Annotated in this window: 27 protein-coding genes; 7 read left to right on the top strand and 20 right to left on the bottom strand. The window is 65.0% G+C overall.

Annotated features, from left to right (window positions below):
• Window positions 1-69 precede the first annotated feature (69 nt).
• From WHZ77_RS19565 to radA, 6 genes are all read right to left on the bottom strand, one after another.
• On the bottom strand, window positions 70-1,296 hold the full coding sequence (locus tag WHZ77_RS19565) for an ABC transporter substrate-binding protein (protein ID WP_375309426.1): 1,227 nt from the start codon (window positions 1,294-1,296) through the stop codon (window positions 70-72).
• 178 nt (window positions 1,297-1,474) lie between these two features.
• On the bottom strand, window positions 1,475-2,623 hold the full coding sequence (locus tag WHZ77_RS19560) for a hypothetical protein (RefSeq protein WP_375309425.1): 1,149 nt from the start codon (window positions 2,621-2,623) through the stop codon (window positions 1,475-1,477).
• Window positions 2,624-2,698: 75 nt separating this feature from the next.
• Complete coding sequence (locus tag WHZ77_RS19555) at window positions 2,699-3,439, bottom strand: SDR family NAD(P)-dependent oxidoreductase (RefSeq protein WP_375309424.1); 741 nt, start codon at window positions 3,437-3,439, stop codon at window positions 2,699-2,701.
• Between the two features lie 156 nt (window positions 3,440-3,595).
• On the bottom strand, window positions 3,596-5,119 hold the full coding sequence (gene purF / locus WHZ77_RS19550; RefSeq protein ID WP_375309423.1) for an amidophosphoribosyltransferase: 1,524 nt from the start codon (window positions 5,117-5,119) through the stop codon (window positions 3,596-3,598).
• 28 nt (window positions 5,120-5,147) lie between these two features.
• A complete protein-coding gene (locus WHZ77_RS19545; RefSeq protein WP_375309422.1) occupies window positions 5,148-5,777 on the bottom strand; it encodes a CvpA family protein in 630 nt (209 codons plus the stop codon).
• A gap of 166 nt (window positions 5,778-5,943) precedes the next feature.
• Entirely contained in the window at window positions 5,944-7,392 is a 1,449-nt protein-coding gene (gene radA / locus WHZ77_RS19540) for a DNA repair protein RadA (protein WP_375309421.1), read from the bottom strand.
• A gap of 202 nt (window positions 7,393-7,594) precedes the next feature.
• Here radA and WHZ77_RS19535 point away from each other — a divergent pair, with 202 nt between their 5' ends.
• Together WHZ77_RS19535 and WHZ77_RS19530 are read left to right on the top strand one after the other, a co-directional pair.
• The gene (locus WHZ77_RS19535) at window positions 7,595-8,752 is read left to right on the top strand and encodes an ABC transporter substrate-binding protein (protein WP_375309420.1); all 1,158 of its coding nucleotides are present in this window, start codon (window positions 7,595-7,597) and stop codon (window positions 8,750-8,752) included.
• Window positions 8,752-10,821 carry a putative bifunctional diguanylate cyclase/phosphodiesterase gene (locus tag WHZ77_RS19530; RefSeq protein ID WP_375309419.1) on the top strand — a complete coding sequence of 690 codons (2,070 nt, stop codon included), beginning with the start codon at window positions 8,752-8,754 and terminating at the stop codon, window positions 10,819-10,821. The genes WHZ77_RS19535 and WHZ77_RS19530 overlap by 1 nt, the downstream gene beginning before the upstream one ends.
• A gap of 11 nt (window positions 10,822-10,832) precedes the next feature.
• Here WHZ77_RS19530 and WHZ77_RS19525 read toward each other — a convergent pair whose 3' ends face one another.
• From WHZ77_RS19525 to WHZ77_RS19490, 8 genes are all read right to left on the bottom strand, one after another.
• Complete coding sequence (locus tag WHZ77_RS19525; protein ID WP_375309418.1) at window positions 10,833-11,558, bottom strand: sulfite exporter TauE/SafE family protein; 726 nt, start codon at window positions 11,556-11,558, stop codon at window positions 10,833-10,835.
• An 874-nt stretch (window positions 11,559-12,432) separates the two neighbouring features.
• Window positions 12,433-12,879, bottom strand: coding sequence for a ribose 5-phosphate isomerase B (gene rpiB / locus WHZ77_RS19520; protein ID WP_143844745.1), 447 nt, complete (start codon window positions 12,877-12,879; stop codon window positions 12,433-12,435).
• Window positions 12,880-12,945: 66 nt separating this feature from the next.
• Window positions 12,946-13,740, bottom strand: a complete 795-nt coding sequence (locus tag WHZ77_RS19515; protein ID WP_375309417.1) for a transporter substrate-binding domain-containing protein — start codon at window positions 13,738-13,740, stop codon at window positions 12,946-12,948.
• Between the two features lie 18 nt (window positions 13,741-13,758).
• The gene (locus WHZ77_RS19510) at window positions 13,759-14,517 is read right to left on the bottom strand and encodes an amino acid ABC transporter ATP-binding protein (RefSeq protein ID WP_375309416.1); all 759 of its coding nucleotides are present in this window, start codon (window positions 14,515-14,517) and stop codon (window positions 13,759-13,761) included.
• A 1-nt stretch (window position 14,518) separates the two neighbouring features.
• On the bottom strand, window positions 14,519-15,187 hold the full coding sequence (locus tag WHZ77_RS19505) for an amino acid ABC transporter permease (RefSeq protein WP_375309415.1): 669 nt from the start codon (window positions 15,185-15,187) through the stop codon (window positions 14,519-14,521).
• 7 nt (window positions 15,188-15,194) lie between these two features.
• Window positions 15,195-15,878: an amino acid ABC transporter permease gene (locus WHZ77_RS19500; RefSeq protein WP_375309414.1), complete on the bottom strand. Its 684-nt coding sequence runs from the start codon at window positions 15,876-15,878 to the stop codon at window positions 15,195-15,197.
• A gap of 10 nt (window positions 15,879-15,888) precedes the next feature.
• On the bottom strand, window positions 15,889-16,788 hold the full coding sequence (locus WHZ77_RS19495; protein ID WP_375309413.1) for an NAD(P)-dependent oxidoreductase: 900 nt from the start codon (window positions 16,786-16,788) through the stop codon (window positions 15,889-15,891).
• Between the two features lie 31 nt (window positions 16,789-16,819).
• Window positions 16,820-17,560, bottom strand: a complete 741-nt coding sequence (locus WHZ77_RS19490) for a FadR/GntR family transcriptional regulator (RefSeq protein WP_015686670.1) — start codon at window positions 17,558-17,560, stop codon at window positions 16,820-16,822.
• Between the two features lie 179 nt (window positions 17,561-17,739).
• Here WHZ77_RS19490 and WHZ77_RS19485 point away from each other — a divergent pair, with 179 nt between their 5' ends.
• Window positions 17,740-18,057 (top strand): hypothetical protein, encoded by a 318-nt coding sequence (locus tag WHZ77_RS19485; protein WP_375309412.1) that lies wholly within the window; start codon window positions 17,740-17,742, stop codon window positions 18,055-18,057.
• A 50-nt stretch (window positions 18,058-18,107) separates the two neighbouring features.
• On the opposite strand, the gene WHZ77_RS19480 is transcribed toward WHZ77_RS19485, so the two are convergent.
• Window positions 18,108-18,884 (bottom strand): exodeoxyribonuclease III, encoded by a 777-nt coding sequence (locus WHZ77_RS19480; protein ID WP_375309411.1) that lies wholly within the window; start codon window positions 18,882-18,884, stop codon window positions 18,108-18,110.
• A 39-nt stretch (window positions 18,885-18,923) separates the two neighbouring features.
• On the opposite strand from WHZ77_RS19480, the gene WHZ77_RS19475 reads away from it, so the two are divergent.
• Window positions 18,924-19,145, top strand: coding sequence for a cysteine rich repeat-containing protein (locus WHZ77_RS19475; RefSeq protein WP_375309410.1), 222 nt, complete (start codon window positions 18,924-18,926; stop codon window positions 19,143-19,145).
• 34 nt (window positions 19,146-19,179) lie between these two features.
• On the opposite strand, the gene alr is transcribed toward WHZ77_RS19475, so the two are convergent.
• The 3 genes from alr to WHZ77_RS19460 form a co-directional block, all read right to left on the bottom strand.
• Window positions 19,180-20,454: an alanine racemase gene (gene alr / locus WHZ77_RS19470; protein WP_375314768.1), complete on the bottom strand. Its 1,275-nt coding sequence runs from the start codon at window positions 20,452-20,454 to the stop codon at window positions 19,180-19,182.
• A gap of 46 nt (window positions 20,455-20,500) precedes the next feature.
• The gene (locus WHZ77_RS19465; RefSeq protein WP_375309409.1) at window positions 20,501-22,009 is read right to left on the bottom strand and encodes a replicative DNA helicase; all 1,509 of its coding nucleotides are present in this window, start codon (window positions 22,007-22,009) and stop codon (window positions 20,501-20,503) included.
• A gap of 511 nt (window positions 22,010-22,520) precedes the next feature.
• Window positions 22,521-22,979 (bottom strand): hypothetical protein, encoded by a 459-nt coding sequence (locus WHZ77_RS19460; protein WP_375309408.1) that lies wholly within the window; start codon window positions 22,977-22,979, stop codon window positions 22,521-22,523.
• Between the two features lie 81 nt (window positions 22,980-23,060).
• On the opposite strand from WHZ77_RS19460, the gene WHZ77_RS19455 reads away from it, so the two are divergent.
• From WHZ77_RS19455 to WHZ77_RS19445, 3 genes are all read left to right on the top strand, one after another.
• Entirely contained in the window at window positions 23,061-24,068 is a 1,008-nt protein-coding gene (locus tag WHZ77_RS19455; protein ID WP_375309407.1) for a hypothetical protein, read from the top strand.
• Window positions 24,069-24,177: 109 nt separating this feature from the next.
• The gene (locus WHZ77_RS19450; protein ID WP_143844755.1) at window positions 24,178-24,774 is read left to right on the top strand and encodes a TetR/AcrR family transcriptional regulator; all 597 of its coding nucleotides are present in this window, start codon (window positions 24,178-24,180) and stop codon (window positions 24,772-24,774) included.
• An 8-nt stretch (window positions 24,775-24,782) separates the two neighbouring features.
• Entirely contained in the window at window positions 24,783-25,250 is a 468-nt protein-coding gene (locus tag WHZ77_RS19445; protein WP_375309406.1) for a PaaI family thioesterase, read from the top strand.
• Window positions 25,251-25,286: 36 nt separating this feature from the next.
• Here the strand turns inward: WHZ77_RS19445 and rplI are convergent, their stop codons facing one another.
• Together rplI and WHZ77_RS19435 are read right to left on the bottom strand one after the other, a co-directional pair.
• Entirely contained in the window at window positions 25,287-25,889 is a 603-nt protein-coding gene (gene rplI / locus WHZ77_RS19440) for a 50S ribosomal protein L9 (protein WP_015686659.1), read from the bottom strand.
• 61 nt (window positions 25,890-25,950) lie between these two features.
• Complete coding sequence (locus tag WHZ77_RS19435; protein WP_375309405.1) at window positions 25,951-26,922, bottom strand: DUF2232 domain-containing protein; 972 nt, start codon at window positions 26,920-26,922, stop codon at window positions 25,951-25,953.
• Window positions 26,923-26,967 lie beyond the last annotated feature (45 nt).

Genomic DNA, 26,967 nt, shown 5'->3' with positions numbered 1-26,967 from the left:
TCAACTCGCGGAGAGAAGGTGGGCACGGCGCCAGAGCGCCCTTGCCCACCTTGCACAGCGTTGGCTGGCTTACTTCTTCACCAGCGGGCACTCGCTGTCCTTGAGTGGCTTGGCCGCATCTTCCGCCGAGATGGTCGCGACCAGCTTGTAATAGTCCCACGGGCCCTTCGATTCTTCCGGCTTTTTCACCTCGAACAGATAGGCCGGGATGATGCGGCGACCGTCCTCGCGCAGCGGGCCCTTGCCGAACAGCGCATCCTCGGTCGGAAGCTCCTTCATCTTGGCGACGACCTTGGCGCCGTCATGCGGATTGCCGCCGAGGGCATCGAGTGCCTTCAGGTAATGCAGAATGGCCGCATAATTGCCGGCCTGCGTCATTGACGGCATCGCCTTGTTGGCCGCCTTTTCCTGGAAACGCTTCGAGAAGGCGCGGGTGCCTTCGTTGAGGTCCCAGTAGAACGACTCGGTGAAGGTCAGGCCGTGCGCGGTCTTCAGCCCGAGCGAGTGGACGTCGTTGATGAAGAGCAGCAGCGCGGCGAGCTTCTGGCCGCCCTCGACGATGCCGAACTCGGCCGCCTGCTTGATCGAGTTGGTGGTGTCGCCGCCGGCATTGGCAAGCCCGATGATCTTCGCCTTCGAATTCTGCGCCTGCAGCAGGAAGGACGAGAAGTCCGACGTATTGAGCGGATGCTTGACGCCGCCGAGCACCTTACCGCCATTGGCGGTGACGACCGCGCTGGTGTCACGCTCGAGCGCGGCACCGAAGGCATAGTCGGCGGTCAGGAAGAACCAGCTGTCGCCGCCGGCCTTGGTCAGCGCCTTGCCGGTGCCATTGGCGAGCATGTAGGTGTCGTAGGTGAAAGAGATGGTGTTGGCGTTGCAGGCCTTGCCGGTGAGGTCGGCGCTGGCGCCGCCATTGTTGAGCAGGACCGCGTTCTTCTCCTTGACGACGTTGCTGACGGCCAGCGCGACGCCGGAGTTCGGCGTGTCGGCGATCACATCGACTTTCTGGGTGTCGATCCACTGGCGCGCGATGTTGACGCCAACGTCAGGCTTGTTCTGGTGGTCGCCGCTGATGACGTCGATCTTCCAGCCCTTGGCGGCCAGGCCGGAATCTTCCACCGCCATCTTGACCGCGATCACCGCGTTAGGGCCGCCGATGTCGGCGTAGAGACTGGACATGTCATTGAGCACGCCGATCGTGACGGTCTTGTCTTGAGCGTAGGCGGATGTGGCAAAACCGAAAGCGGCACAGGCCAGAAGGGCCGCAGAGCGGCGCGCGAACGTCATCGTCATATAAGGTTTCCTCCATTGTCAAATATGCGGACGGCTCTCTTGCGAAGCCTTGGTCCGGTGATGGCTCTACCTTGTCCCGCGGTCTGCGGCAATGCGCCTAAAGCCGGATGACGCTGCGTCGAAGCGTCATCCGTCGGTTAACTTTTGGGCAAAATGCGCCAAGGCGCTATTGGGGACGTTATTTCAGAGCGTCCGACGTCAACCTGAATTTCTGGATGCGCTTTCCGGTATCGACCTCGGCGGTATAGACGTTACCCTTGGCGTCGATCGCCATGGCATGCACCCAATGGAATTGCCCGGCATTGCGGCCGTTGTGCCCGAAGCTGCCGACCACGCTGCCGTCGTCGCGCTTGATCACCCGGATCTCGTTGTTCTCGCCGTCGGCGCTCAGCAGATAAGTCTGCTTCGGATCAGGCCAGATCGCGATGTCCCACACTGCGCCGTTGCCCAGCGTGTTCTTCTCGAAGAAGAACTCCTTCACGAAGGTGCCGTCCTTCCTGAACACCTGGATGCGGTTGTTGATGCGGTCGCAGACGTAGACGAACCCGTCATTGGCGAGCTTCACGCAGTGGACGGGATTGCCGAATTGCTGCGACACCGGCGCCTTGGGATCATAGGCCGCCTGCCTGGCGTCGTCAGGCTTGTTGCCATAGGCGCCCCAGTGCCGCTTGTAGGCGAGCGTTGTCGCATCGAACACGACGACGCGGCGGTTGCCATAGCCGTCGGCGACGTAGATCTCGTTGGCCTCCTTGTCGATCGCGGTCTCGGCGGGCTTGCCGAGCTGCGTCGTGTCGTTGCTGCCGAGGCTCGGCGCGATCTTGCCGATCTGGGCCACGAACTTGCCGTCGAGCGTGAACTTCAAAATTGCGTTGTCGTTGTCGGCATTGCCGCCGACCCAGACGAAGCCTCGCTCGTCGACCTCGATGCCGTGCTCGCGGCCGACCCATTCATAGCCTGCGCCTGGACCGCCCCAGGACCGCAGCAGATTGCCTTCGGCGTCGAACTCGAGCACGGGCGGCGCCGACACGCAGCATTTCGAGCGCGGCGGGGTGAGGCTCGCGCCCTTCTCGTCATCGGTGAGCGAGCGTGGGCGATGGATCACCCAGATATGGCCCTGCCAGTCGACGGTGATGCCACCGACCTGGCCGAGGATCCAGTTGTTCGGCAGCTGCTTTGGCCAGGAGGTATCGACCGCGAAGGTCGGGATGTCGCCGGCGGTCGCAACGCCCGGACATATGAAGGCGATGGCCGCAATCAGGATGGAGAAGGCGCGACAGACATTTGCGAGCGCACGGTTGAGGCCGGCGCGATCATGCCATGGTGCCATGGCAAACTCCCTTTGGCTTGCGGCTTGCTGCCGCTTGAGCGCGGGCAGTCAATCGCGGGGAGGTCTCCAAGTCAATCAGGCCGGCGAGCGGAAGCTCATCAGGCTGCGGCTCTTGTAGTCGTAGAACTTGCCGGTCTCGGTCCAGTCGGGCGCGCACATCGGGACGATGAATTCGGCGACCTGCTCGGGCGTCTCCAGCGTTGCGGGATCCTCGCCCGGCATCAGGGTTGCGCGCATGCGGGTGCGGATCGGGCCGGGGTTGAACAGGTTGACACGGAGAGGCGTGTTCGCGGTTTCCTGCGCCCATGCGCGCGCCAGCGTTTCCAGCGCCGCCTTGGAGGCGGCGTAGGGGCTGACATAGGCGGTCGCCTTGTTGGCGGCGCCCGAGGTGATGAACACGGCGCGGCCGGCGTCGGATTGCCTGAGCAGCGGTTCCATGCAGCGGATCAGCTGGAAGTTCGCGGTGACGTTCACCGCCATCACGTCGGTGAAGGTTTTCAGCTCGATATGACCGATTGGCGAGGAGGGGCCGAGCACGCCGGCATTGCCGACGAGGATGTCGAGCTTGCCGTAACGCTCGTGCAGGCCGGCCCCGAGCCGCGCGATGCCGTCGGAATCGGTCAGGTTGAGCGGCACCAGCGTGGCGCCGCCGCCGTCCTTCCGGATCTCGTCGTCAAGCTCCTCCAATCCGCCCTGCGTGCGCGCCGTCGCAACGATATGCGCGCCCGCTTTTGCAAGGGCGACAGCGGTGGCATAGCCGATGCCGCGCGAGGCGCCGGTGACGAGAGCGATGCGGTTGGCGAGGGGCTTTGTCATGGCGGGGGTTTTACAGGCGTGGATGGCCGGGACAAGCCCCCACGTGGCCCGTCATTCCGGGGCGATGCGAAGCATCGAACCCGGAATCTCAAGCTTACCAGGCAATGTCGAGATTCCGGGTTCGCGCTGCGCGCGCCCTGGAATGACAGCAGAGGGTCAGCTCGCTTCCGCCAGCAGCGACAGCTGCCGCGGCTGTTGCTCGGTCTGGGTCTGGTCGGTGAGGTGGGTTGGATAGGCGCCGGTGAAGCAGTGGTCCGAGAATTTTGGATTGGCGGGGTCGCGGCCGGGCTCGCCCATGGCGCGATACATGCCGTCGATCGACAGGAAGGCGAGCGAGTCGGCGCCAATGATCTCGCGCATCTCTTCCAGCGAGTGCGTCGCCGCGAGAAGGCCGCCGCGATCGGGCAGGTCGATGCCGTAATAGTCGGGATAGAGGATCGGCGGCGAGGCGAGGCGGAAATGCACTTCCTTGGCGCCCGCATCGCGCATCATGCGCACGATCTTCTTCGAGGTGGTGCCGCGCACCAGCGAGTCGTCGATCAGGATAATACGCTTGCCTTCGATCGCGGCGCGGTTCGCCGAATGCTTCATGCGCACGCCGGATTCGCGGATCGCCTGCGTCGGCTGGATGAAGGTGCGGCCGACATAGTGGTTGCGGATGATGCCGAGTTCGAACGGCACGCCGGAATGCTGGCTGTAGCCGACCGCGGCGGGCACGCCGGAATCCGGCACCGGCACGACGACGTCGACCGGGACATGGCTCTCGCGGGCGAGTTGCGCGCCGAAGGCCTTGCGCACCTCGTAGACCGAGCGGCCGTGGACGACGGAATCGGGCCGGGAGAAATAGATGTATTCGAAGATGCAGGGACGCGGCGCCATCGGCGGGAACGGCTTGTGGATGTCCTGGCCGTTTTCGTCGAATACGATGACCTCACCGGGCTCGATGTCGCGGACGAAGCGCGCGCCGATGATATCGAGCGCGCAGGTCTCGGAGGTCAGGATCGGGCAGCCGTCGAGGTCGCCAAGCACCAGCGGACGGATGCCGCGCGGATCGCGCGCGCCGACCAGCTTCTTGTTGGTCAGCGAGACCAGCGCATAGGCGCCTTCGATCTCGCGCAGCGCGTCGATGTAGCGTTCGATGAAGCGGCTGCGCCTGGAGCGTGCGACCAGGTGCAGGATCACCTCGGTGTCGGTGGTCGACTGCATCATCGCGCCGCTCTTCACGAGCTCGCGGCGCAGCGTCAGGCCATTGGTAAGGTTGCCGTTGTGGGCGACCGCAAGGCCGCCGGCATTGAGTTCGGCGAACAGCGGCTGCACGTTGCGCAGGATGGTGGCGCCGGTGGTGGAATAGCGGACATGGCCGACCGCCATGTTGCCGGGCAGGCGGTCGATCACCTCGCGGCGGGAAAAGGTGTCGCCGACAAGGCCGAGGCGACGTTCGGAATGAAAGCGGGAGCCGTCATAGGAAACGATGCCGGCCGCTTCCTGGCCGCGGTGCTGAAGGGCGTGGAGGCCGAGCGCGGTGATGGCGGCCGCGTCGGGGTGGCCGTAGATGCCGAACACGCCGCATTCCTCGCGCAGCGTATCCCCCTCCAGATCGTCCTGTAGCTCGATCGCGGCTGGGCCAGAGGGCCGGTTCAAGTCGAGATCAAGCTGGGCGTCCTGGTCAGGGTGTCGCATCTCGTCCGCGCCTCTCTTTAGGGCCTAATCAACGCGCCGCAGGTTTCTCGATCAGCTTTTTCAGGCTGTCACGAGCCGGTTTGCTGTATCCGTCGCCAGTAGCCGAAGGCTGCTGTTCGGAATCAGCTTGATCATCATCTGGTTTGTTTTTCTTGAATCTCTTCAAGATGGTGTTCTCGGGGTCATCCGGCAAGAGGGCCATCAACCAATCCCCGGTTCCCTGCAGCACCAGGCGGGATTTGGCCCCCGTGACCCAGTCCGGGCGCTGCTTGTCCGGCACCAGCCAAGTAAAGAACAGGAAGGCGACCACGACGATCAAAAGCCCGCGAGCGAGGCCAAACAGGAAGCCGAGGGTGCGGTCCAGCGCGCCGATGCGCGAATCCAGGATCATGTCGGAGATCCGGACCGTGATCACGGAAACCACGACCAAGGTACCGACGAACACGCCGGCGACCACGACCACGCTGGCGACCGTGTCGTTGTTGAAATAGGTCTTTGCGGTCGGCAGCAGCTTCGAGAACGAGTACAGCGTCACGATCGCCGCCGCGCCCCAGGCCGCGATCGACAGGATTTCGCGCATAAAGCCGCGGACCATCGCGAGCAGGCCCGAGATCAGCATCACACCGAGCAGGATCAGGTCGAGGATGGTTACTGGCATCGGCTGGTCTGGTCCGCTCGTACTCTCAAAGGTGTCAGCGAATCGGTGCTTGGCCGCCGCCCTAACTGAAGGCCAGACGGCGTTCCCGGCAAGGCCGCAAACACGCAATCCCATGCTGCTTTTGTGACGGCTGTATAGCGACGGGGGCGGGGGACGTCACCTCCACCTAACCCTCTCCGCGGCGGAATCTTGCCGGTGTGGCATTTTTCTCTACCGGCGGGTTCTGTTCGCCGCGGCGGGAGCCGCGGGCGGCGATCTCGGCGACCAGGGTGGTCAGGCTGTTGATCGCGTTCAGGGACAATCCGGCGTCGCCGCCCGCATCGCCGCCCCGGGCCGATTCGGGGAGCACGGCGCGCTTGAAGCCGAGCTTGGCCGCTTCTTTCAGCCGAGCCGGGGTCTGCGCAACCGGGCGAATGACGCCGGAGAGCGAAATCTCGCCGAAATAGACCGCATCGGTGGGTAACTGCGCATTAACCAGGGAGGAAACCAGCGCGGCCGCAGCGGCCATATCGGCCGCTGGCTCGTGGATACGCAAGCCGCCCGCGACATTGAGATAGACGTCGTGGCCGGACAGCTTGACCCCGCAATGGGCCTCCAGCACCGCCAGCACCATGGAGAGCCGGCTCTGATCCCAGCCGACCACTGCGCGCCGCGGTGTACCAAGCGAGGTCGGCGCCACCAGTGCCTGCAATTCGACCAGAACGGGCCGTGTGCCCTCGATGCCCGCAAAGACTGCGGTGCCGGGCGTGCCGAGGTCGCGCTCGGACAGGAACAGCTCTGAGGGATTGGTGACCTCGCGCAGGCCAAGGCCGGTCATCTCGAACACACCAATCTCGTCGGTCGGGCCGAAACGGTTCTTCACGGCGCGCAGGATCCGGAATTGCTGCGAGCCTTCGCCCTCGAAGGACATGACCGCGTCGACCATGTGCTCGACGACGCGGGGGCCGGCGATCTGGCCATCCTTGGTGACGTGGCCGACCAGGATGATGGCGGCGCCCGTCTTCTTGGCAAACCGTATCAGCGCCTGCGCCGAGGCGCGTACCTGCGTGACGGTGCCGGGCGCGGATTCCACCGTGTCGGTCCACATGGTCTGGATCGAGTCGATCACGATCAGCCGCGGCACCGCGCCTTCCGAGAGCGTCGAGACGATATCCTCGACCGAGGTCTCGGCCGCGAGCTGCACCGGTGCATCCGACAGGCCGAGCCGCTCGGCGCGGAGCCGCACCTGGGCAATGGCTTCTTCGCCGGAGATGTAGACGATGCGGTGGCCGGCGCGCGCCATCAGGCTCGTTGCCTGCGTCAGCAGCGTCGACTTGCCGATGCCGGGATCGCCGCCGACCAGAAGCACCGAGCCGCGAACGAAGCCGCCGCCGGTGACGCGGTCGAGTTCGGTCATCCCCGAGGACAGGCGCGGCGCGTCCTGGGTCTTTCCCGACAGGCTTTCCAATGCAAACGTCCGGCCCTTGCGCTTGGAGCGGATCGAGACCGGCACGCTGCCGGTCGTGTCCTCCTCGGCAAGCGTATTCCACTCGCCGCAGGACTCGCACTTGCCCTGCCAGCGGTTATAGGCCGCGCCGCAATTCTGGCAGACGAAGGACAGCGTGTTCTTGGCCATGGGGACAACGAGTCGGGAATCTCAGGTTTGCTGATAGCACGGAATGACGGGCAGCGAGGGCATCCGATGGCGCTCCAATGAGCGCAATTCGGTGCGGCAGATACACCTTTTGTTAGGGCTACGTCGCCGCACCTCGCCGGGCTTTGCCAAATGTTAGCGGACGCGGGTCCAGTTTCGGAACCGATACGGGGTGGCTAAGACGATGACGGCATTTTTGCGCATATTGCTCGCTGTGGGCATGGCCTGCGGCGTTCTCGCGCCCGTCAGCCTGGCCGTCGCCGCCGATGCAGGGCCGCTCGACATCGTTTTCGTCAATCCCGGCAAGACCGGCGAAGTCTACTGGGACATGGTCGCGCAGACCATGCAGGCGGCCGGACGAAAGCTCAATGCACGTGTCGAGGTGCTCACCAGCGAGCGCAATTACCGCACCATGCAGGAACTGGGGCTCGGTGTTGTAGCCCGCACCGACAAGCCGGATTTCCTCATCCTGTCGAACGAGGAATCCGCCGCCGTTCCGATCCTGGAGGCTGCCGAAGCTGCCGGCGTCAAGACGCTGTTGTTGTCGAACACGCTGATCGGTAACGATGCGGCGCGTCTCGGAGCGCCGCGCCAAATCCTCAAAACCTGGCTCGGCGATATCACGACCGATCTCCAGACCGCGGGGGCCCGGATGGCCAACGCCCTGATCGGCAGGGCGCGCGCCGAAAAATGGCAGAGCGCTGACGGCAAGATCCACATTCTCGGCATCGGCGGCGACGAGATCACGCCGGCATCGATCGCCCGCAATGCCGGTCTCCAGCTTGCGGTCGCGGCAGCGCCTGATGTGGTGGTGGACCGGATGCTGTTCGCCAACTGGACGCAGTCCGAGGCCGAGCAGGTCACAATGAATTATCTGAGCTGGGCCTCGCGCAAGGGGATTCGGCCCGCCGGCATCTGGGCCGGAAACGATCCGATGGCGCTCGGAGCTATCAAGGCCGCCTCGACGGCGGGCCTGGCGCCCGGCGAGGACATCCAGGTGGTCGGCCTCAACTGGTCGGAGGACGCGCTGCGCGCGATCAGGGCTGGCCGTCTGCTTATGACGGACGGCGGCCACTTCCTGCTCGGCGGCTGGTCGATCGTGCTCTTGCGCGACTATGCCGATGGCTGCGATTTCGCAGTCGCTTCCCCTCATGTCGAGGTCAAGACATCCGCGATTACCCGCGCCAACCTTGCCTCGGTCGGCGACCTCATCAGGGCCCGTGCCTTCGACAGGATCGACTTCACCCGGTTCAGGGCGAAGGCAGGACACTGCGGCCAGTACGATTTCTCCAGCGATGCGCTGATCTCGTCGCTGGCGCCCCTGGAAGGTACCGCTGACTGATGCGAAACGGTAACGACATGACCGATCCGAACGGCAACGAGCAGGTTGCGCCTTCGCGCACCCGCTCGGTGGTCCGGGCGATGATCTGGGCCACGATGCCGGTGCTGCTGGTGGTGCAACTGTTCGCCTCCGCCGGTGTCGAGGTCTCGAGTTTCTGGTCGCAGATCAGGCAGCTGGACGCCCGCATTGCCCGCGTCGCCGAGAGCCGCGCCGAGCTGATTGCCGAGCCGCTCTGGAAAATGCGTTACGACCAGGTCACGAGCGTGCTCAACGAGATCATGCACGACGAGACCATTGCCGCGGCGGCGGTCTACGACGATACCGGCGTTGCGATTGCCCGCGTGGTGGCGCGTCCGGCGGATCAGTCTGTCGCAGAAGTGTCGCGTCCGATCAACTATCGCAACGGCAACATCGCCGTTCAGGCCGGCCGTATCGCGATCGCCTATTCCTATGGAACCGTTTATACGGACACCAGCAGCCAGCTGATGCTGCTGATCGTCGTAGGTCTGCTCGCAACGCTTGCGACCGTGGTCGCTTTGCGGATATCGGCCAACATCTTCATCGGCAAGCCGCTTGCCGCGATCATGTCCGCGATCCAGCGCAGCAAGCAGGACGGCCGTGCCTATCCGGCGGACATCAAGTCGTCCAATGAATTCGGCCAGCTCGCGCGTGCCTTCAATTCCATGCAGCACACCACGTCGGGTGCGCTCGACCGGCTCGGCCACATGGCCTCGCACGATCCGCTCACGGGGCTGCCCAATCGCCGCTCGCTGTCCGAGCGACTCGCGACCTTGAGCAGCGATGCCGGCTCGCCGGACTCCCTGATCGCGTTCTGCTTCATCGATCTCGACGACTTCAAGGGCATCAACGACACTTTCGGCCATGATGCCGGCGACAAGTTCCTGGTGCACATCTCCGAGCGCCTGCGCGAGGCGGTCGAGCCGCAGGACTGGGTCGCGCGGCTCGGCGGCGACGAATTCGTCGTCATCCGTCCCGAGGTCAGCAACGCAGCGACCGCGCAGGCGTTTGCGCGCCAGTTGCTGGATGCCATCTCCGAGCCGATCCGGCTGCACGACAAGCAGGTCATTCCGCGCGCCAGCATCGGCCTTGCAGTGCGCCGCGCCGGCGATCCCGAGCTTTCGCACCTGCCGGCGCTCGCCGACATCGCGCTCTACCATGCCAAGAGCAAGGCGCCCGGCACCGTCGCGGTGCTCGACGAAGCGCTGCAGCGCGACTACCGCCGCCGCCGCGATCTCGAGCTCGCCATTCCCACAGGCTTCGCCGAGGGTCAATTCGAGGTCTGGTATCAGAGCCTGGTCGATCTCGAGAGCCAGGCCGTCGTCGGCCTCGAGGCGCTCATTCGCTGGCGTCATCCCGAGCATGGCTTGATAGGCCCCGGCGAATTCCTGCCGCTGATCGAGCGAAGCGGCAACAATGCGCGGTTGACGCGCTATGTGCTGACCGATGCCTGCCGCGCGCTGCAGCGCCTCGCGTCCGCGGGCAGGCCGCATATCCGGATCGCGATCAACCTGCCGCCGTCCGAGCTCGCCGACCATTCGCTCGCCGCCGAGCTGCGCGAGACCTGTGCGCGCTTCGATGTTGCGCCCTCGTCACTGGAACTCGAGATCACCGAGGGCTCGCTGATCAACAACATCGCCAGCGCTTCCGAGACGCTGCACCGCCTGCGGCGCCTCGGCGCGACCATCGCGCTCGACGATTTCGGCACCGGCTACAGCTCGCTCGCCCATCTCAGGCGCTTCCCGCTGGACAAGGTCAAGATCGACAAGGCCTTCATCAGCGAGATTCCCGGCAGCGCGGAGGACCAGGCGATCGTCGGGGTCATCGCCTCGCTCGCCGGCACTTTGGGGCTCACACTGGTCGCCGAAGGCATCGAGCGGGCCGAGCAGGCGCAGGCCATGCGCGAGATGGGCGTGACGCTCGGGCAGGGCTTTCTCTATCACCGGCCGCAGCCGCTTGAGGCCGTGCTGCGATGGCTCGAGGGACAGGCGGTGCCCGAAAGCCGCGTCCTTGCGGAGAGCCCGCCAATCACGCCGGAGTTTGCCGCCTGAGTGCGCCGCGATTACGTCTGCGCCGCATTCCAGAGCATCGACAGCCCGGCAGCGATCATGATCGCGTCCATCACCAGGCGGAACATCTCTGGCTTCAGATGCAGCACGAAGCGTTTGGCGATGAAGGCGCCTGACATCAAGGAGGAGCCTGCGACCAGGCCCTTGACGAAGACGTCGCCGGTCAGCGCGCCGAAACGCTCGAACGTCACGGATTTCGCGAAGTAGAGGCCGAGCGAAGAGGCGGCTTCGGTGGCGAGGAAAGCGCCCTTGCTGAGTCCGTAGAACAGGAACAGCGGCACGCTGAGCGGGCCGGTCGAGACCACGATGCCGGTGAGATAACCGATGATGGCGCCGCCGATCGCAAGATGCCAGAGGTTGGCCTTCAGATCGTGCCGCGCCAGCCAGTGCCGCACCGGCACCATCGCGATCAGGAAGATGCCGATCGCGAGGTCCACGGCATGCGACGGCAGCGCCAGCAGCGTGCGTGCGCCGAGCGCAGCCGCTGGAATGCCTGTCACCGAATAGGCGGCGCAGGCCCGCCAATCGACCTCGCGCCACCAGGCCAGGATGCGTGAAAAATTCGCCATCACGGAGGCGACCGCCATGATCGGCACGGCCTCCTTCGGCCCATAGGCATAGACCAGCACCGGCATCAGCATGATCGACGATCCCGTGCCGACGATGCCTGAGATGGTACCGGCGAGCAGGCCGACGATGAGGACGAAGAGAAAGGCCAAGAGCAGGACTCCGGGAATCGGAGCAGTCTAGCCGGAGGAGGGGGCAGGCGGGAATGGCGGCACTGGTTCCTTCCGTGTCCCGGACGCGGTGCGGCACGCGGTGACGCCTCCGCAGAGCCGGGACCCAGCAAGCCACACGGATCGCCGACGCATGGGCCCCGGCTCTGGAGCGCGCCGCTGAAGTGGCGCTGTGCAGCGTCCGGGGCACGAGATTGTTGTTCATCGATAGACATGGCTGTCCATCCTCGCGGCGTGTTCGCCCGAGCTTTGCTTCGTCGCGTTGCCCCCAATGAAAGAGGGCGCAGGGAAGGCCGGGCACCGGCTGGCACCCGCGGTCCACTGTGCGAAGTTGTGGTGAGAAAACTGCACAGCGGCATACAGGTGTAGCCAGGACATCCCGGCCTTCCCTGCGCAGTGGTTTGACGGCTTATGTCGTGCTCTCCCCGGGGAGCGATGCACTATTGCCCCCGTCGCCTTGCGGATGGCTGATGCACGCGCCCGGTCGGGCCGCCACATCACCACAACGCTTGACGCCAGCCTGCGGGCGCCAGGACCACACGATTTTGCCGTACGCAGATCGCACCGATCGTGTGCGCGAGGTGTTCCGCTCACGGTTTCCCGCCCTGCGATCACCGTCGCACCAGTGTGGCCCACGTCCACCGCCGTCCGGCCCGCGTTCGTGACGATCGCGATACGCCCCTCTTCCTTGGGCCGGGTTGAGGCGACAGATACGCTTTTTCCGAAATTCGGTAAAGTGGAATATTTTCGACGACCGATGTCGACCTAGGGGGGGCGTGTTTTGCCCGTCGGGCAACGCGATATCTTGTAGCCCGGATTGCACTGCGCTCCGTCCGAGCTACGACTTTGCAGTCCGTCAGCCCTGTTCGTCCATGACGCGCAGCTTCTCGACGCGGCGGCGGAAATCCTCATCCGTCGAAAATTCCGCCGAGAGATAGGAGGAGACGAGATCGACGGCAAGCCACGCGCCGACGATCTGTGCGCCGATGCACATCACGTTGACATCGTCATGTTCGACGCACTGATGGGCGGAATGGATGTCGTGGCAGACCGCGGCGCGGATGCCCTTCATCTTGTTGGCGGCGATCGAGGCACCGACGCCGGTGCCGCAGACCATGATGCCGCGTGCGGCTTCACCCGAGGTCACCTTCTGCGCCACGGCGCGTGCGATGTCGGGGAAGTCCACCGGCTTGTCGTCATAGGAGCCGACGTCGACGACGTCATGGCCGAGGCTGCGGATGTGGTCGATGACGGTCTGCTTGAGCGGCCAGCCGGCGTGGTCGGATCCGATGACGAGACGCATGTGATGTCCTTCTTGATTTTGCCATAGCCGTGACAGTCGCGTGCGACTGTCACGGCGTTCTTCTGTTCAGCTGCGCATGTCCGGCGGCAGCTCGACGCCGTGGAATTTCTTGTAGATCGTGTTGAGCTTGCCGTTCTTGATGTTCTCGGTGATCCAGGCGTTGAGCTTGTCCATCAGGCGCTGCTCGCCCTTCTTCAGGCCGATGGCAAGGTCGAAGGTCGCCAGCGGTATCCGGGACTCGAACACGCGTGAGGGGTTCTTCACGCCGATCTGGTTGATGATCGTCGCGGACGAGGCGACGCAGTCGACCTGACCGGACACCGCCGCCGTCACCATGGTGGCGTCGTCGTCGTAACGGGAGATCTTGAGGTCCTTGTCCTTCATGTTGGACAGGGTCGTGTCCTGCGTGGTGCCGCGGGAGACGCCGATCGACTTGTCCTTGAGGTCGGGCCAGTCCTTGACCGTCGATGATTTCAGGCAGCCGACGTCGGATTGCAGCGTCGCATAACGCTTGGTGAAATCGATCACCTTGGCGCGGTCGGGCGTCACTGACAGCGTCGAGATGATGATGTCGGCCTTGCCGGTCAGGACGTTCGGGATACGGGTTGCGCCGGTGGTCTGGATGAACTCGAGCTCGAGCCCCCAGTCCTTGGCTAGCAGCTGCGCCACTTCGACGTCGGAGCCGGTCGGCTTCATGCTGGAGTCCATCATGCCCGAGGGCGGGATGGCGACATCCGTCGAAATGCGGATCTTCTTCGCCTGCGTGATGTCGTCGAGCAAATCGGCCGATGCCGGCGTCGCCGTCATCATGACGAGGCTGCACAGCGCGGCGGCAGCCCCCAGCAATGTTGTGTTGGTCATCCCTAGTTCCTCTCCCTGTTATGATTTTAAGTTTCCCGTACCCACAAATTGTGTGAGTTCGGGGGTCGTCGGCGACGTCAGGATCGAGGCAGGTCCGGTCTCGTGAACCTTGCCGCGATGCATGAAGACGATCCGGTCGGCGATGCCCTTGGCAAAGCCCATCTCGTGGGTCACCATCACCATGGTCATGCCGTCAGCCGCCAGCTGCTCGATCACCTTGAGCACTTCGCCGGTGAGTTCCGGATCGAGTGCGGACGTGACCTCGTCAAACAGCATGACCTTCGGCTGCATCGCGAGCGAGCGGGCGATCGCGGCGCGCTGCTGCTGGCCGCCGGAAAGCTGCTCCGGATAGGCGTGCAGCTTCTCTTCGAGCCCGACCTGCGCCAGCACGTTTCGCGCGAGATCCTTGGCCTGCGACGTCGTCATGCCCTTCACGGCACGGGGCGCCAGCGTGATGTTCTGCTCGATCGTGAGATGCGGAAACAGATTGTAGCTCTGGAACACGATGCCGACGTCTTGGCGCAGCGCGCGCAGGTTGACATCCGGGCGGTCAACGCGGTGCCCGCACACGACGATCTCGCCGCCGTCGACTTTCTCGAAGCGGTCGATGCAGCGCAGGGCCGTGCTCTTGCCGGAGCCGGAGCGGCCGATCAGCGCCAGCACCTCGCCGCGATCGACGGCAAAGGAGACGCCGTCGAGCACAAGGAGCGGACCAAAGCTCTTCTGCACGTCGCGAAGCGACACGATCGGTTCGGAGGAGGGCGGGTTTTGCTTCATGTCAGGCTGGCGAGAGGGTGGATCTGCCACGCCCCATCCGCCGTTCCAGCTTCTGGCTGAACAGCGACAGGGGATAGCACATGGCGAAATAGGTAGCGGCGATGATGGCGTAAATGACGAACGGCTCGAACAGCGAGTTGTTGACGATCTGGCCCGAGCGCATCAACTCGACGAAGCCGACTACGGAGGCGAGCGAGGTGTTCTTGATGATCTGCACCATGAAGCCGACGGTGGGCGGCGTCGCGATGCGGATCGCCTGCGGCAGGATCACCTTCATCATGCGCTGGGTCCGGCTGAGCGCGAGGCCTTCGGCGGCCTCCCATTGCGGCTTCGGCACCGACTGAATGCAGCCGCGCCAGATCTCGCCGAGATAGGCGGCGACATAGAGCGTGAGCGAAGCGCCGGCGGCCGTGAGCGAGGAGACCTTGAGGCCGATCGCGGCGAGGCCGAAATAGCCGAGAAACAGGATGACCAGAAGCGGCGTGCCCTGGATGAGCTGGACATAGACAGCGCTGGCGATGCGCACCGATTTGAGCGGCGAGATGCGCGCCAGCGCGATCACGAAGCCCACGATGCCGCCCCCGATCAGCGCGATCACGGATAGACCAATGGTCCACAGCGCGCCCTGGCCGAGGAACATCAGATGATTGATGTTGAGATGTCCGCCCATGGTCATCTCACAACGGTGTGCCGAGCCGGCGACGGCGCGGGAACAGCACGAGGCCGAGGCCCCAGAAGCCGGCGCGCATCACCAGCGACAGGATGATGTAGAGCACGGCGACGATGATGTAGGTCTCGAACGCGCGGTAGGTGTCCGACTGAATGTAGTTGGCGACCGCCGTGAGTTCCTCGGCCGAGATCTGCGAGCAGACCGAGGAGGCCAGCATCAACAGCACGAACTGGCTCGTTAGCGCCGGATAGACCTTCTCGACCGCCGGCAACAGGATGATGTGCCAGTAGATCTGCAGGCGTGACAGCGCCAGCCCTTCGGCGGCCTCGATCTGTCCGCGTGGGATCGCCTCGAAGCCGGCGCGCATGATCTCGGCGGTGTAGGCGCCGACATTGATGGTCAGCGCGGCCACCGCCACGGTGAAGGCCGAGAGTTTCAGCCCCAGGCTGGCGAGGCCGAAATAGACCAGGAAGATCTGCACCAGCAGCGGCGTGTTGCGGATCGACTCGACGTAGACTTTGCAGGCGCCCGCGATCAGCGCGCTGTGCGAGCCGCGGCCGACGGCGGCGAGCGTGCCGAACAGGGCGCCGAGCACCGTCGCAAAAGCCGCCAACTCCAGCGTCAGCGCCGCGCCGCCGAGAAAACTCGGCCAACGCTCCAGCACTGCGGGAAAGTCGAGTTGGAGGCTCATTGTGTCGGGTTCAGCCGGTGGTCTGGTTGGTCATGCGGTCGTAGACGCGGAACAGCGCCTGGTTGCCGTTGCTGCCTTCGCCATGCGCACGCGCGTCCACATACTGACTCGTGACGAGCGCCGTGCCCGGCAGCGGCACGCTCAGCGCCTGGGCCTGCTCCTGCACCAGGCGGAGGTCCTTGAGCTGCAGATCGATCCGGAAGCCGGCGGAGACGTCGCCCGCGATCATCGCGGGGCCGAGCTTGTCGAGCATCCAGGAGGCAGCGGAGCCACCGAGCAGCACCCGGCGCAGCAGATCGAGATCGAGGCCCGAAGCGCGACCAAGAGCGAGCGCCTCGCAGATGGCCTGGATGTTGATGCCGCAGATCAGTTGGTTGCAGAGCTTCACCGTTTGCCCCGCGCCGGAAGCGCCGACATGCGTGATGGTGGTGCCCATAGCGCGGAAGAACGGCTCGGCCTGCGCGAACGCGTTCGCATCGCCGCCGGCCATGATCGAGAGTGCGGCCTTCTTGGCGCCCACCGGGCCACCCGAGACCGGCGCGTCGATGAAGCTGACGCCGATTTTTTGCAGATCGCCATGGATGCGGCGGACCGCGACCGGCGAGATCGTGCTCATGTCGACAATGAGCTTGCCGGATGGCGGCGACTTCAGCAGTCCGTGCTCGCCGTAAACGGTCGCTTCGACATGGGGCGTGTCGGGCAGCATGGTGATGACGATGTCGGCGCCTTGCGCGGCATCGGCCGGGTTCTTGGCGCGGGTCGCGCCGTCCTTGACGATATCGGTTACGGCGGCCTCGTTGAGATCGAACGCGTGCACCGCGTGCCCGGCCTTCAGAAGGTTACGCACCATCTCCAGGCCCATTGTGCCGATGCCGATGAAGCCGACGCTGCCCTTGTCGTTCCGTCCCATGTCACTCGTCCGTTTCTTGGTTAGTCCGCGATCAGCGCGAGGCGCTGGTCTTGTCGATGTCGCCGACGACGGCGCGCCTGCGGTATTCGTCGCCGATGGCAAAATGCTTGCGCAGCGTCGCGTCGGCGCGCTCGGGGTCGCGCGCGATGATCGCGTCGAAGATGCGCCGGTGGTCGTCGATGAGGTACGTCTTCATCGATGGAAAGGCCTGTACCAACTCGCGGCGGCTGCGATGCGAGTGCGTCAGCAGACCCGCCAGCGAGCCGTGCAAGACCGTCAACGTCTCCGAATGCGAGGCCACGACGATGGCGCGATGAAATTCGAAGTCAGCCATGCCGCCGGCATCGGCCTCGTCGATGGTGTCCCCGATCTTCGCCAGTGCGCGCTGTAGGCGTTCGAAATCGGCAATGTTGGCGCGCTCGCAGGCGAGGCGGATCGCCTGGCATTCGATCGCGACGCGCGCCTGCATGACGTCGTCGAGCATGTCCGCCTGCTGGGCGAGGGCGAAGGTGAAGAAGTCGTTCAGCACCGAGACGTCCGGCCGCGTCACCACGGTACCGATGCGGTCGCGGATCTCGACGATGCCGAGCACGGTGAGGGCGCGAAGCGCCTCGCGGACGATCGGCCGGCTGACGCCGAGGAGGGTTGCCAGCTCGCGCTCGGAGATCAGGCGGTCGCCCGGCTTCAGCGAGCCTGCAAGCAGGCGCTCGCGCAGGAAGGCGAACACCTTCTCGAACCCTTTTTCGCCCTCAGCGGCTCGCTTGAGCTCCATCCCGGTCTCTTTTGGTCTGATCGTGGTCAGACCAGTAAGATAACCAGAGCCGGCGCGTCAAGGGCCTTGGTTAACGGCCGATCTCGGAGGCGAGCCCAATCCGACCGGTTCCCCGGCCTGATCCTTCAAGTTTGAAGCATATTGATCGGAGCGTCCGCCCAAAGAATTTGAGGTCCGAGATGCCCGATCACCCTTCCTTCTCCGCGCTCGACCGCCACGCGGTGCTCAGCGGTTCCGACAACGGCTTTCCCTGGTACGCCGGTGTGATGCTCGCGGTCGAAGCCAGCGAAGTGGTGCGGCTGCGCTGCGAGAAGCTCAGCCATGGCGGCGAGGCGGCCGGACAGGAAGCCGCGCTGATGGTCAGCGAGAAGATCGCAGCAGCTTTCGAAGCGGCCGCGAGCCTGCTTGCCGGGGCAACGCCGGGGACAATCGTCCGGCGCTATCGCGAGCATGTGGCCGCGAACGCCAGGCGGCTGTCCGGGAACCAGGCTTCGTGACCGGGTTGCGCTGCTGACAGCATATTGGCAGCAGCGGCGAGCCCTGCGCATCAACGTTGCTTCAGCATCACCCATGCCGGCGCGTGATCGCTGGCGCCATCCTCGCCGCGAACCTTCTTGTCGACTCCGGCTTTCGCCAGCCGTGAGACGAGGGCAGGGCTGAGCAGGAGATGGTCGAGCCGCAGGCCCGCATCACGCGGCCAGCGGTTCCGCTTGTAGTCCCAGAACGTGTAGATGCGTTTCTCCGGATTCAGCTCGCGGATCGCATCGCACCAGCCTTGTTGTACCAGTGATGCAAACGCCGCGCGGCTCTTCGGCTGGATCAGGGCATCCTTGTCCCATGAGCGGGTCGGATAGATGTCGATCGTATCGGGCGCGACGTTGTAGTCGCCGGCGAGCACGACGGGCAGGTCCTGCCTGATGAAGGTCCTGGCGTGGCGCCTGAGGCGCGCGAACCAGTCGAGCTTGTAGTCGAATTTCGGACCTGGCTGCGGATTGCCGTTCGGCAGATAGAGGCTGGTGACGATGACGCCGCGCACCGCGGCCTCGATGTAGCGCGCCTCGTGATCGTCAGGCTTTCCGGGCAGGCGATCGCGAGTCAGCACAGGCTCCGCATTGCGGGCGAGGATGGCGACGCCGTTCCAGGTCTTCTGTCCACACCAGACCGCGCCATAGCCGGCCTTTTCGATCGCGGCCGCCGGAAATTCGCCATCACTTGCCTTCAATTCCTGAAGCGCGACGACATCGGGCTTTGCCGCGCGCATCCATGCCAACAGATTGGGCAGGCGGCGATTGATGTTGTTGATGTTGAATGTCGCAATCTTCATGTAGAGCTGACGCTTCTGCCTTCCTTCACCGGAGATACAATGTCCAAGTTGAACTTTGCTGCTTTCGTCGTCGTTGTCGCAATCTCCGGAGCGGCTTCGGCACAATCGTCCGATCCGCGCGGTGCGTGCAAGGCGGACTATGACAAATTCTGCGCCGGCATCGCGCCGGGCGGCGGCAAGATCATCGCCTGCCTCGACGCCAAGCGCGACCAGCTCAGCGAATCGTGCAAGACGGCGCTCGACGGCCGGAAGAAGAAGTAAGTCGCGGGTCCCAGACGCGCGTAGCGCGTTTCCGTCAGGACGGCAGCGGCGGGTTCGCGGGCTGCTCGATCGGCGGCGGGGCAGGGGGCTGCTCGGCGGCTTGCGCGGGTGCCGGCTTCGTCAGCGGCTCCACCACGTTGCCGCCCTTGTAGACGCGGGCGTAGCGGTGGCCGAGGCTGGTCAGCACCTCGTAGCCGATGGTGCCGAAATGATGCGCGAGCTCGTCGACGGTGATGCCTTCGCCGATCAGCGTCACCAAATGGCCGCGCCGCGCCGCATTGGGCGGCAGGTCGGTGATGTCGATCGCGATCAGATCCATGGACACGCGGCCCGCGACCGGGCAGCGCTTGCCCGCGACGATCACCTCGGCGCCGCGGGTGCCGTCATTGGAGCTGGCGGCGCGGAAATATCCGTCGGCATAGCCGACCGCGATGATCGCGAGCTTCGTTGGCCTGCGTGCTGTCCAGGTGCCGCCATAGCCGACGGTCTCGCCGCGCTCGACGTTGCGGATCTGCACGATGCGCGCCTTGAGGTCCACGACCGGCTGCATCGGGTTGTCAGCCTCCGGCGTCGGATTGACGCCGTAGAGCGCCGCGCCGGGCCGCACCAGGTCGAACTGGAACGGGGCGCCGAGGAAAATGCCTGACGAATTGGCAAGCGCTGCCGGCACGCCGGAGAATTCGCTGGCGATGCCGCGGAAGGAAGCGAGCTGCTTTGCATTGACGGGATTGTTGAGCTGTTCGGCCGAAACCAGATGGCTCATGACCAGCGTGATGCCGTGGTCGCCGGCATTGATGCGGGGAATGATCGCCTGCGCCTCGGCAAGCGTCAGCCCCAGCCGGTTCATGCCTGTGTCGATGTGGATGGCGGCGCCCCCGGTCCAGCCGGTGCGGCGGCAGAACACGTCCCATTCGGCGAGTTCGTTGAGATCGCCGATCACCGGCCGGCAATTGATGCTGGCGTAGTGCTCGCCGGTGTTCTGAAAATAGCCTCCGAGCACGTAGATCGCGGCTTCCGGCACGGCCCCGCGTACCTTGCGCGCTTCCTCGATGGTGGCGACGAAGAAGGTCTTGCAGCCGGCCTTGCTCAGGGCCCGCGAGACCTGCTCGGCGCCGCAGCCATAGGCGTCGGCCTTTATCACCGCCGAGCATTCGGCCGGTACTGCCGTCTTCTCGAGCTTGCGCCAGTTGGCGATGATGGCGTCGAGATCGACGGTGAGTACGCCGCCATAGGCAGCGAGCGCGGCGGCCTGACTGGCCTCCGCGGAGAGGAGGCCAGATTGCGGGATCATTTTCGGGTCGGACGCCATTGTCATGGCGCCGTTTTACGCAAGAGGCAGGCTTGGTTCAAGGAACTCAGTAGTCGTTGCCGCTACGATCCGGCAATTGAGCGTCAGACGCGAGGTCGCCGAACCGCGTGACCGAGGCTTCGAAGGCCAGATCGACGGTGCCGGTCGGGCCGTGGCGCTGCTTGCCGATGATGACTTCGGCCTTTCCGTGCGCAAGACTCATGTCAAGCTGCCACTTCTCGTGTTCAGGCGTGCCCGGGCGCGGCTCCTTCATGGCGAGGTAATATTCCTCGCGGTAAACGAACAGCACGACGTCGGCGTCCTGCTCGATCGAGCCCGATTCACGCAAGTCGGAGAGCTGCGGCCGCTTGTCGTCGCGCGATTCCACCTGACGCGAGAGCTGCGACAGCGCGATCACAGGGACATTGAGTTCCTTGGCCAGCGCTTTCAGGCTGGTCGTGATCTCCGTGATTTCCTGGACGCGGTTTTCGCTCCGCTTGCCCGAGCCCGACAACAGCTGGATGTAGTCGATCACGAGGAGATCGAGGCCCTTCTGCCGCTTGAGCCGGCGCGCGCGCGCCATCAGCTGCGCGATCGACAGACCGCCGGTCGCGTCGACATAGAAAGGCAGCGATTGCAGCTCGATCGAAACCTGGCGGATCTTCTCGAAATCGCCTTCCGTGATGCCGCCACGGCGGATGTGGGAGGAGGAAATGCCGGTGCGTTCGGCCACGATACGCGTGGCGAGCTGGTCGGCGGACATTTCGCAGGAGAAGAAGCCGATCACGCCGCCATTGGCGGCCTTCATGGTGCCATCGGCCTGGAGCTCCGGCACATAGGCTTGCGCGACGTTGTAGGCGATGTTGGTCGCCAGCGACGTCTTGCCCATGCCGGGACGTCCCGCGACGATGATGAGGTCGGAGTGCTGCAGGCCGCCCATCTTGGTGTCGAGATCGCGCAGGCCCGTTGAAATACCCGACAGCTTTCCGTCGCGCTGGAACGCCTTTGCCGCGAGATCGACGGCAACCGCCAGCGCCTGCGAGAATTTCTGGAAGCCACCGTCATAGCGGCCGGATTCAGCGAGCTCGTACAGCCGGCGCTCGGCGTCCTCGATCTGCGCCCGCGGCGCGAAGTCGACCGGCGCGTCATAGGCGACATTGACCATGTCTTCGCCGATGCCGATCAGGTCGCGGCGCAATGCAAGATCGTAGACGGTACGGCCGTAGTCCTGGGCGTTGATGATGGTGGTCGCTTCGGCCGCGAGCCGTGCCAGATATTGCCCGATGGTCATGCCGCCGACATCGGTGTCGGCGGGGAGGAACGTCTTCAGCGTGACGGGCGTGGCGATCTTGCCCATCCGGATCAGGCTGCCGGCGGTCTCGTAGATGGTCTGATGCAGCGGCTCGAAATAATGCTTCGGCTCCAGGAAGTCGGAGACGCGGTAGAAGGCATCGTTGTTGACCAGGATCGCGCCCAGAAGGCTCTGTTCCGCCTCGATATTATGCGGCGCGCTCCGGTAGGCGGGAGTTCCGGGCTCGGGCGCGAGTTTGAGGACGTTCGAATCAGTGAGGGCCATGGTCGAGCGATAGCAATTTTCTGGGGCGGATGCGGGGCCGGGATAAAGCGCCGACTGACGCGGAAGCGGAAGTGAAAGCTGGCCGCTATCAACCGATCATTAAAATGGTGGATGATTGGCAGCCGCAGCACGCACCACGCTTGACGGATTTTCGCGGAACTCGCGCGCGGCCCGCAAGGCGCCGCGACCGCACTGCGGAAAAATCCGGATGACATGAACCTGGTGGATTGGCGCGCAGACGTATCGATAAGCGCGCGAAGTGCCGCGCGCTGGGAGCTCTCGGCTCGGATTCAGACCAGCAGGAGGTAGACCAGCGCGACCAGGGCCGCTCCGACGCCGGTGGCGATCAGGGCGTAATCGGTGCGGAGGTCGTCCTGCACGTCGAATGAGGTTGGGCTCTGCTTGCTCATGGCGACGGTCTAAGCCAGGCCCGACAAGACTTGTGTGAAACAGATCACATCTCCCCGGATTCTTTCGGGGGTACGGTCGGAACAGGTGGGTGGGCAGGGGATTACCCCAAAGGCCCGCCACCGCGGAGACGAGGCAAGCAATGCGGCCAGAACGGCAGCACCAGATTTGGCGAAGCGAGGCAGGCAGCCGGCTTTGGCTGTCGGGTCTGATCGCAGCCATGCAATATGCCGAGCAGCCAGAAATCCGCCGAGAGCCGATAGGCACTGAAACGCTTGCGCAGTTGCGGGCTCACCTGGCCCTGCCGGCGTCGTTTCCGCTGTCCACCCTCCGTCACTAGCACTTTATTCACCTTCCCACGTCGGCTCGGAGCCGCCATTGAATGCGCGCAGCCGGGCGGCTGCGGCACGTGGCTTTGCGACGATGTGCCGCTTTCCGGCGAGGCCGCGCCGTCGGGCAAGGCTTGCCTGGTTCGAGCGAGCCGCCGCGCTATTGCACTGTGCTCACAGCCGATATTCCAAAACTGCTTAATCACATCCTTGCGCTTGGAGGCTGCTTCCATTCGCGGCTCAATCCGCTAAAAGGTGACCGCCGCCGCGCGGATGCCGGCTGCATTCGCGTAAATTCAATGGAGATGATGGGAATGTCGAGCCGAGCGCTCAGCCTCGCGACGGTAGTGCTTCTGATCGGCTTCGGCGCGACCGACTCCGTTCTCGCGCAGGCGACGAACCTCGAGGCCGGCAAGGCCCCATCCCAGCTCTTCGCGCAGACCTGCAATGCCTGCCACAAGAGCCCGAGGGGGCTCCTGAAGACAGTGGCGCCAGGGTCGCTGCCGGGCTTCCTGCGTCAGCATTACACCACCAGTTCCGACATGGCCGGCGTGCTGGCCTCCTACCTCGTCTCCAACGGCGCCACCGACACCCGCTACCAGGCCAAGGACGGCAAGGACAGGAAGGACGGCGCCAGGGAAGCCAATACCAATCCCGCGCAGGCGCCTGAGCATCAAGGTCGCCGCCAGCGCTCGCAGGACGCCGCCAAGCCGGAAGGCGAGGGCGCAGCTCCGGCCGCCGAAGGCGCGCGCCAGAAGCGCGCTGCACGGCCGGCCGAGGAGGGATCGAAGGACGGCGCGAAGCCCGAGGCCGCGCCCGAAGGCCGCAAGGCCAAGCGCCGCGGCAAGCCCGGGACCGAGGAGGCTCCGAAGGTCGACGCCGCCGCGCCGGCCAGTGAGGACAAGAAGAGCGAGCCGAAGGCGGAGTCCAAGCCGGAGACTAAGCCCGAGACCGCGAAGGTCGAGCCCGGACGTGACGAAGCCAGGCCTGACAGTGCCAAGGCGCCCGAGAAGCCCGCTGAGGCCAAGCCTGATAGCGCCAAGGTCGAGCCGCGCGGCAGCGAAGCTCCCGCGCTGCGGCCCGATCCGGTGCCGCAGGTAACGCCGGCTGTGCCGGCCGCCGCGAAGCCGGCTGAGCCCAAGTCTTCTGAGCCCAAGTCTTCCGAACCCAAGCCCGCCGAAGAGGCTGCTCCCAAGCCGGCTGCGTCTGTCGCGAGCCCCGAGCCGGTGGCCAAGCCGCAGGAGCCGGCGCCGCCCGCGACTGCCGCAGCCCCGCCGCCGGCGGAATCGTCGGGACCACCCGCGCCGCCGATTTCGCGCTAAGCCAACCCACATTCTCCAATCGAGCTTGCGAAGGCCGCTCATCGCGGCCTTCGCCTGGTCTTGACCCAGATTAGAGTTGTACTCTAGAGTATCACTCTAGGAGGCGTCGATGACGGCGAGCGTGCGTGAGGACCTGTTGGCGGCCGGGCTGGTCGTGTTCGACCGCGTCGGCTTCGAGGCCGCGACGGTGGCTGCGATCCGCACCCGGGCGCGCGCCTCCAACGGTAGCTTCTTTCATGTCTTCGGATCGAAGAAGGAGCTCGCGGGGGCGCTTTTCCTGGAGGTGCTCAGGCACTATCACGCAGCGGTGCTGGCTGCGCTCGATCCAGTGCCTGATGCCGGGCAGGGCATCGATCGCCTGATCCGGGCGCATCTCGACTGGGTCGCCTCGAGCCGGCGCGAGGCGCGCTATCTCTTCGAGATATCGCGCAGCGAATGGGGCGAGGACGTGCGCGATGCCCAGCGCGCGCAGAATGCGCGGCTGGCCGAAGGCATCGAGCGTTGGCGCGCGCCGCTGGTTGCCGGTGGCGAGCTGCTGCCGATGACGCCGGTGATGTTCGTCAGCCAGTTGATCGGGCCGGCGCAGATTTTCTGCCGCGCGTTCCTCTCGGGGCGCGATCGCTCCGATCCTCGAGCCGAAGCGGACACGCTGATCGCCTGCGCCATCCGCGCGCTGGTCCCGCCCGAGCGCATCACGAAACGATGAGAGGTATCATGCAAGACGAAGCAGATCCCGAATTCGCAGCCGTTGCCGAGCGCATCCACGTCAATGTCGGCCGGCAGGGTTTCATGAGCTTGGTCGGCGCCGAGCTCTCGGACCTTGCGCGCGGCAAATGCACGATCGCGGTGGATCGCCGGCCGGAGCTGCTCCAGCAGCATGGCTTCTTCCACGGCGGCGTCACCGCCTTCCTGGTCGACAACGCCACGACGATCGCAGCGGCCACCTCGCGCGGCCAGCCGGCGCTGACGGCGGAGTACAAGCTCAATCTGTTGTCGCCGGCGGTCGGCGAGAAGCTGATCTGCCGGGCCAGGGTGATCAAGCCGGGCCGCCAGGTCTCCGTTGTCGCCGCCGACGTGTTCTGCGTCAGCGACGGCGTCGAGAAGCACACGGCAACGGCGCTGGCCTCGATCGCGATGCTGAGCGAGGACGTCGCCACAAAAACGAAAAGCCCAGCCGCGTAGCGCGGCCGGGCTTCGCTTCGCGTATGAACGCGAGGCTTACTTCTCGGTCTCTTCCGCAGCCGGGGCCGGCTCGTCGTCCTGCTGGGCTTCCGGATCGAAGAACTCGCCTGCGGCGGCGATCGCCTCGGCGGCAGCATCGCGGTCCTCGTTGCGGGTCGAGATGTCCTCGCCGCGGTTGATGCGCTCGGCCTCGTCCTGGCTGCGCGCAACCGTGACGCTGATCTGGACTTCGACCTCGGGGTGGATGGCAACAGTGATGGAGCGCTTGCCGATGGTCTTGATCGGCGCGTCGAGCTGGACCTGCGGGCGGGACAGCGAAATGCCGTCAGCTTCGAACGCGACGACGATGTCACGCACGTTGACCGAGCCGAACAGCTGGCCGGCTTCCGAGGCCTGACGGATCACGATGATGTTCTTGCCCTCGATCTTCTCGGCGACCTTGGACGCCTCGCCCTTGGACTGAAGGTTGCGAGCCTCGAGGTCGGCCTTCATGCCTTCGTACTTGGCCTTGTTGTCGGCGGTAGCGCGCAGCGCCTTGCCGCGCTTGAGCAGGAAATTGCGGGCATAACCGTCGCGGACCTTCACGACTTCGCCCATCTGGCCGAGCTTGCTCACGCGTTCCAGCAAAATGACTTCCATATTCGTTCTCCTTTGAAGTGTTGAGTGTTGAAGTGTTGAGTGTGGATTTTCGAACTTGAGCTCAAGCGGTTGGCAGCGGCGGCGGCTGCCGGCTGCGCAGGAAGCGCTCCCGGAAGCCGAACACGGCGTCCGCCATGCCGAGGATCACCATCGCGATCACCGGCCATCCGAACACCACGACGACGGCGTAGGTCGAGCCGAGCCAGAAGGTGCGGCTCTTCAGTGCCAGCGTCAGCGTATGCAGAACGGCAAAGCCGGTGAACGCATAGCCCATCATCAGCGCCGCCGCGGTGATCTGCGCGGCGATCGCGAGCAGCCCGCCGGTGAAGCAGAAGGCGAGCGCGACGCATAGCCCGACCAGCGTCATCGGCGGCAGCTCCGCCGTCTTCATGTCCGGCCAGGGACGCCGCAGCCGGCCCGACGTCGCCGTGATCTTGGCGCTGAGCCAGAGATTGAGCGTGAGCGTCATCATCGCGACGATGGTGGCGGCGGCCGGGGCGATGCGCACCATCGCTTCGACGAACTGGCTGGCTTCGCCTGATGTCTGCGGATCGGTGGTGCGGAGGAGGCGCATCAACCCGCGCCGCAGCGTGCCGGTGATGGTCTCGGCGTCGGTGCCGAGCGTGAGCAGTGCAGCGATCGTGGTCAGCGTGGCGAAGCCTGCGATCCACAGCAGGATGCGGCCGACCGGATACCATTCGAGCTCGGGTTCCACCGGCGGCGCGGGGGCGGGCGTGGCAGGTCCCGTCGGACGGCTGAGCAGGACGAGATGGCCGAGCCACCAGGCCGGCAGCGCGACGGTGACGGCAAAGGCGATGCAGTAGTTCAGGCCGAACAGAGCGCCGAGGCCGATCGCTGCGGCGATGCCGCCGACGCTGGCGCAAAGCGGTCCCCAGCCGATCGCGGCGACCATCAGCGGCAATGGCGCGAGATAGAACAGGACGAGCGAGATCAGCGCGCCCGAAACGATCGAGGCGAACATCAGGGCCGACGCTGCGCCGGCGATCAGGGCTATCAGTCCAAAAGCCATCATCAGCTGTCCCGCTCCCTTCGAGCGGTTAGAGGCGTCTTGCCCCAA

It is taken from the genome of Bradyrhizobium sp. A5, from assembly GCF_042076515.1.
Lineage (GTDB): Bacteria > Pseudomonadota > Alphaproteobacteria > Rhizobiales > Xanthobacteraceae > Bradyrhizobium > Bradyrhizobium cosmicum.
The sequence above is the reverse complement of the archived record's forward strand: the minus strand, read 5'-3'. Positions and strand labels throughout refer to the sequence as shown.